The organism is Pseudoalteromonas sp. SR45-4 (genome assembly GCF_014163535.1).
GTDB classification, from domain to species: domain Bacteria; phylum Pseudomonadota; class Gammaproteobacteria; order Enterobacterales; family Alteromonadaceae; genus Pseudoalteromonas; species Pseudoalteromonas nigrifaciens.
This window is the reverse complement of record NZ_JACJDO010000074.1, coordinates 1-5,691: the sequence shown is the minus strand read 5'-3', so window position 1 is coordinate 5,691 and position 5,691 is coordinate 1. Positions and strand designations below refer to the sequence as shown.

Here is a 5,691-nt window from a genome sequence, read left to right as displayed (position 1 = left end):
GCTAACAATACTGCTCCGCAATATGCTAACAATACTGCTCCGCAACAATCGCAAACTAACAACCAAACACAAAAAGATGAATGGACAAACACTGAATTTTATGGAAGTAGTAATCAATAATTATTTCTTTTATTAAAATTCAAAATTTATCTTACTTAAAATACTACTACCCAAATGGGAGCGACATACAGCCTCCATTTGGATTGCTTTATGTGCTCTCATTTAAACCAATGTGGAGTTCATTATGCAAAAACAACCAACCAATATTGTTAACCCAGCTAACTCAGACAACATTAAACAAACATCAGCTTATTTAAAACGCCGAGCCTCACGACTTAGACGAAAATCTAATTCAGCTAGAGACGAATCGTTACGTTGTTGTTTGTTACAAATGGCTGAAAGAGCAAATATGCGAGCGAACGAACTTTACTTTACAGCTAGTTAAGGAAAGTTATGCGTTTACATTTAGAGTTAGCAAAGCTTTGTAAAGGAAAAATCTTACGTCATAGAACAGTAGGTCACAAACGTGCTTCCAAACGGTTGCATATTTACTTCTCTATTTCGAGCCGACAACGCTTTGTAATGACAGAAGAACGTACTGATAAAGGACGCAAGTTTTCAGAGTTAGTAGAGGAACAATTAGGCAAAAGCTTAATTCAAATCGAAGGCGAATGTGAACAAAGATTAGGCTTACAAACAGACAATATTTAATTTTTTATAAACCAGCTGCCACTGCAGGAAACATCTTCCTGCCTACCGGTAGTGTGTGTTTCTTGCTTTTGCGGTTTTAATATCGTGGAGGAATTAACATGCAACTACTTACCGGTAGTGAAGCTCAAATAGATTTGTTTGGTCATGATCCTGATTTACCAATGTTCAAACAAAAAGCTAAAAGAGTTAGAAGTACAAAATCTAGGAAACGTAATAAAGATTGCAACAGCAATTCAGTTACATTACCTAACGGAAAAGCCACTATAGTAAATGCAGAAAATGGCATTACTGTAAGGCACCACAAAGCATCCCATGCACTGCCTGAACATCTACTAATGTTAAATCATGAGTATGACTCTAAGGCTGATGACTTAGTTATTAATTGGACGGACGAAGATATACACGACCTTTGGGACGGTATATTAAACGAACATCTAAAAATGCTACGTCAAACTAAGCCGGGCTCTACTGGTCGAATGGAAATATTGAAATGGCAAGAATCAGAGTCTTTTAAAGATCTTTGTGCTGCCGTTGCATACAGTCCTGACGATATTCGTGATGGCGTACTCTTAGCACTAAATAATTATGATTTTATCAGTCAAACTCGTGAAATTGTTAGTTCACTCACAAGTTTAGATAATAACGTAATTGAATTAGTTGCTAGAAGCGGTCTACCTCGTCGAGAGTTTAATTCTCGTCAATTTAAAGATCAGCTAGCAGATTGGTTTTTATCTCAATTTCGCAAAGCTAGAAATAGCAAAGAAAAATGGGAAAAAATCTACAAACTTATGCAATCTGATGAACTCAAAAATCTATCCAATGAAATTGGCTTAGATATTTCGGGTGTAATCAATCGTACTAAACCAAAACTGTACTTTATTCAGAATCCATCTGATGAAGATTACAGCATTTAATTTTTAACAAACCAACTCACCCCAAAGGGCAAATATTAACTCCCTTTAGGGAAGTTACGTTTGTCCTGCGCGGGTTTAATTATCCTGTGGAGGAATTTTATAATGAATACAGCAAACAACACTCAAGCAATAAAATCAGTTTCTAACGTTATTACTCGTGAATCAGCTCGCCAAATGTCTAACGACCAATTGGTTAAATTACTGGACCTGAAAAACCCTGTAATTGAGGATATTGTCTATGGCGATCCTCGTTGGAGTGAAATGGAAGAAGTTGATGCCGGAGAAGTTTTCTACCCTCATGTACCGAAAGGTGTCATTAAGGTGCTTCGTCCTAAACATCGTCACCCTAAATGCATTAAAGCGAACCCGTCTTACATCCCTCAACGTGATGTATTGCGACCGCTACTTGCTTGGTGGTGTGCAAATACACGTAAACTTTCTATGTTTATGTTCGGTGAAACAGGTACAGGCAAAACAGAAATGCTACTTTGGTTTGCAGATCGCTTGAACTGGCCAGTAACTTTAACTTCAGTAAACGAAAGTCTTAGACCTGAAAAGGTACAAGGCTCTTACATACTGTATGGTGATAAAACACCTTATCGTTACGGCTCACTTGCTAAAGCAATGAAATATGGTTGGGTTCAGATTATGGATGAATGTGATAAAGGTTCAGGTGATTTACTGAGCAAATTACATACACCAGCTGAATACAAACCTTGGGAACTAGATGACACTGGTGAAATCATTGAACCTCATACTAACTTTCGTTTTTGTGCAACCGGCAATACGAATGGTGGTGGTGATATGACAGGTCGTTATCATACAAGTCAACGTTTAGATGAGGCATTTCGCCGTCGTTTTGCGTTTATTGAGTGTGACTACCCATCAGAGGCAATTGAAGACAGCATTATCAGTGCTTCATACCCAAGTATAAGTAAGAAGACTCGCCACAAAATGGTGAAACTTGCTAAGGAAATGCGTCAAGCATTAAGAGCGCCACAGCTAGAAGCTAACGCCCTTACGCCTGAAGAACTTAGTAAACTTCAGTTACCAACTGAGCGTTTAAGTTGTGCATTTTCTACCCGTGTGCTTGTTGCATGGGCTGATTACATGAATATTTTTGGTGCTAAATCAGTTCCAATTAAAGAGTCATTTGACTTCGTATTCGGTAACAGCCTAGACGACGACGATAGACCAGCAGTAATGTCAATCTGTCAGCGCATATTTGGTGAATCTTTCAATCAACCAGATGAAGGTGACACTAATTTGGGAAAGTAAGTGAGGGAGAAGCAAAAGGTGAACGAGATTACCGCTCTTCACCTGAGCAAGATGTTTCTAATGTAAGTTTTACAGTATTAGAAGCACCGTTAGGTAATGGTCAAAGCAAGGTGTGGGCTATCGGATATGATTCGAGAGGCGTACATACTTGGTTTACTGAACCTAGTGGCTCCCAGTTGATTTACTACCATAAACCAATAGATACAGATTTTAATAACGATGTTATGAAAGCTGAAATCTATATCAATACTAAATTACGTGAGAAGCAACGAAAAGGTTATGTAGCAACAAATGCTAACCGGTTCAATGCAGCTAAATGTAGTTTTTATACAATTTAAAACTAAATAAACCATATCCTATAGGGAACACAGAATTTCTTCCCTATGGGGTAGTTACGTCTGGTGTTCCTTTGGGTGTTAACCAAAATTATATTCGGAGGAATACCATGACTAACTTTAACGCTAACACTGATGTACCTAATGCAATTGCTCAAGAAGCAGCTGATGCTACTAAAACAATGTTGAATCAACATGAACAATTGAAGCAAGGCTGTTCAATAATCGGTTATGAAATTCGTAACTGGTCGGGCAAAAAAACATTTAGTGAAGGTAAAGTATCAGCACTTGATACAAGCGGAGCTAATGTAGAACTACCAAGTGATCTAGTTTCACCTGGTCGCAAGTCGCTTTTGGATACAAAAACTCATTTAAGCTTTTGTAACCAGTTTGCGTCACGTATGAGTCGTTTATTCAATAAATATGGAGTTAAATTTTTAGGTAACTATCTTGTTGCTGACACTTTACTTCCTGATTTAATGAAAGAAGCCGAAGTTGATATTGCAGAGTACAACTTAAAAGTCGAAGACTTTTGTAGTAAGTATGAGCAATTAATCACTGAATGGTGCGATAAACACCCCGGCCTTGAAAGCGTTATACGTGATGGCTATATGTCTGTAGAAGAAGTGCGCTCGCGCTTTCGTCTACGCATTTATAAGCCTATGCGTTTCACACCAAGAGTAGAAGCTGACTTATCAGATATGGTAGGTGAGGTAGCTGCTCAACTCTTTGAGGATATTTCAAAAGAAGCTCAAAGCTTATTGAAAGATTCGTTAACAATCAAAGATGGTATGTCAAAAGGTTCATTTAAAGAAGAATGTACTCAAGATATTAAACGCCCTATACGCCGTCTACGCGATAAAGTGTTTTCCTTATATATGATCGATTCGGTTTTTGAAGGTATTGTCGATGTTTTTGATGACTTACTTGAAAAAGCATTACCGCAATCAGGAAAAATAAAAGGCTCGCACTTCTCTGTGTTAATGCAACACATAATGATGATGACTGACCCACATAAGTTAAAACTGCATGCTTCTGGTATAAACCAATTAGCGGCAAAAATAGCTGAGGTCGAACAATCACAACGCGAAGATGTAACCACTAATACTGCAGAACACGCAGATATTAATGAGTTAGATGAAGAAGCTCTATTGCTAGCGCAACTTGAGGCAATTCGTCGTAAAAAGGCCGAGCAAAAACAGCAACCGCAAGAAGTCCAAGCGCAAACTAATGCAATTGACCCACTTAAAGTTGCTATTGAAACTACAGCTGCTCAACAACAACCAGTTGATGAAGTAAATGTAGATGCTCAACCTGTAGTCGAAAGCTCTTTAGGTGCAGAACAAGCAGCAGAAGAGTTTATTAACGCTACAGTTAATGAAAGTCATAACACCGAAGCAGAAGCTTTAATGTTCGAAGATGATATTTATTTCGAAGATGAAGTGGCTGTTGAAAGTGATTTTGATATTAATGTTGAGAGTATTGAAGAAGAAAAAAGCGTACCGTCACATACCGTGACTACTAGCGGTTTCTTTTTCTAATTAAATATATAACCCATCAGGGGAGCATTATCCCTGTTGGGATTAGTGTTTCTCCCGATGGGTTTAAATAAACCAATAAACCCATTGTGGAGGAATACATGTTTAATATAACTAATCAAAACACTAACTCGGCTATCATAGCAAAGCGTAAACGTGCACTTTTAAGGAAGTTTACTTTACTGCAGCAAATGAATACGGGTCGCTCAGGCAATATATCAATTACTGGATCAGATGCATGTACTAACGGTGTTTTCACAAGGTTGCCAATAGGTGATTTTGAGGACCCTGAATACTTAGATATGCTCGAAGGTATGATAGATCATGAAAATGGTCATTATAAACATACAGATTTCAAAGTTGGTATTGAGTACGCACACAATAAATTTATTAGTGTGCTTAGCAATGTTTTTGAAGATATACGTATAGAAAAGTTAGTAGGTGATGAATACCCGGGTGCAAGACAAAATTTGGAAAAATTGGTAAGAGTAATTATTAAAAAGGGCTATTTTCCTTTTATTACTGAGGAACATTCCTTAGCAGTAAAAATACAGATGTTCTTTTTGTATTATGGCCGATACCACTTTTTGCATCAGTACACGATAAAATCTCACTCTGACAAAGCATCAGAGCTACTAATGAAATCATTACCAAATGTTTTTAGTAAGCTCTTAGATGTTGCCAAACGCTCAGGTTCACAATTAGGTTCTCAAGATGGTTACGATTTAGCTTTAGAAGTAGTAGAAATATTACGTCAAGAGCAACAAGACCAAAATGATAACAATTCAGATCAGCAAGATGATAATTCAAGCGGTGATGAAAGTGACGATGATAACCAAACAGGTGACTCTAGCGATGATAACCAAACAGGCGACTCTAGCGATGATAACCAAACAGGCGACTCTAGCGATGATA

General features: G+C 37.7%; 6 protein-coding genes. All 6 read left to right on the top strand.

Features of this window, described 5'->3' with window-relative positions:
* The first annotated feature begins 244 nt into the window (after positions 1-244).
* On the top strand, positions 245-445 hold the full coding sequence (locus H5058_RS17850; RefSeq protein WP_182679331.1) for a hypothetical protein: 201 nt from the start codon (positions 245-247) through the stop codon (positions 443-445).
* 8 nt (positions 446-453) lie between these two features.
* The gene (locus H5058_RS17845; protein ID WP_182679329.1) at positions 454-711 is read left to right on the top strand and encodes a hypothetical protein; all 258 of its coding nucleotides are present in this window, start codon (positions 454-456) and stop codon (positions 709-711) included.
* A gap of 98 nt (positions 712-809) precedes the next feature.
* The gene (locus H5058_RS17840) at positions 810-1,625 is read left to right on the top strand and encodes a hypothetical protein (RefSeq protein WP_182679327.1); all 816 of its coding nucleotides are present in this window, start codon (positions 810-812) and stop codon (positions 1,623-1,625) included.
* Positions 1,626-1,727: 102 nt separating this feature from the next.
* On the top strand, positions 1,728-2,903 hold the full coding sequence (locus H5058_RS17835; RefSeq protein ID WP_182679325.1) for an AAA family ATPase: 1,176 nt from the start codon (positions 1,728-1,730) through the stop codon (positions 2,901-2,903).
* 445 nt (positions 2,904-3,348) lie between these two features.
* Positions 3,349-4,779 (top strand): DUF3150 domain-containing protein, encoded by a 1,431-nt coding sequence (locus tag H5058_RS17830; protein ID WP_182679323.1) that lies wholly within the window; start codon positions 3,349-3,351, stop codon positions 4,777-4,779.
* Positions 4,780-4,877: 98 nt separating this feature from the next.
* On the top strand, positions 4,878-5,691 hold an 814-nt coding region (locus H5058_RS17825; RefSeq protein WP_182679321.1), incomplete at its 3' end, for a hypothetical protein.

Excerpts from the sequence above, each read along its gene's own strand:
- H5058_RS17850 (WP_182679331.1), top strand. The coding sequence starts at position 245 with ATGCAAAAACAACCAACCAATATTGTTAACCCAGCTAACTCAGACAAC.
- H5058_RS17840 (WP_182679327.1), top strand. The coding sequence starts at position 810 with ATGCAACTACTTACCGGTAGTGAAGCTCAAATAGATTTGTTTGGTCAT.
- H5058_RS17830 (WP_182679323.1), top strand. The coding sequence starts at position 3,349 with ATGACTAACTTTAACGCTAACACTGATGTACCTAATGCAATTGCTCAA.
- H5058_RS17845 (WP_182679329.1), top strand. The coding sequence starts at position 454 with ATGCGTTTACATTTAGAGTTAGCAAAGCTTTGTAAAGGAAAAATCTTA.
- H5058_RS17835 (WP_182679325.1), top strand. The coding sequence starts at position 1,728 with ATGAATACAGCAAACAACACTCAAGCAATAAAATCAGTTTCTAACGTT.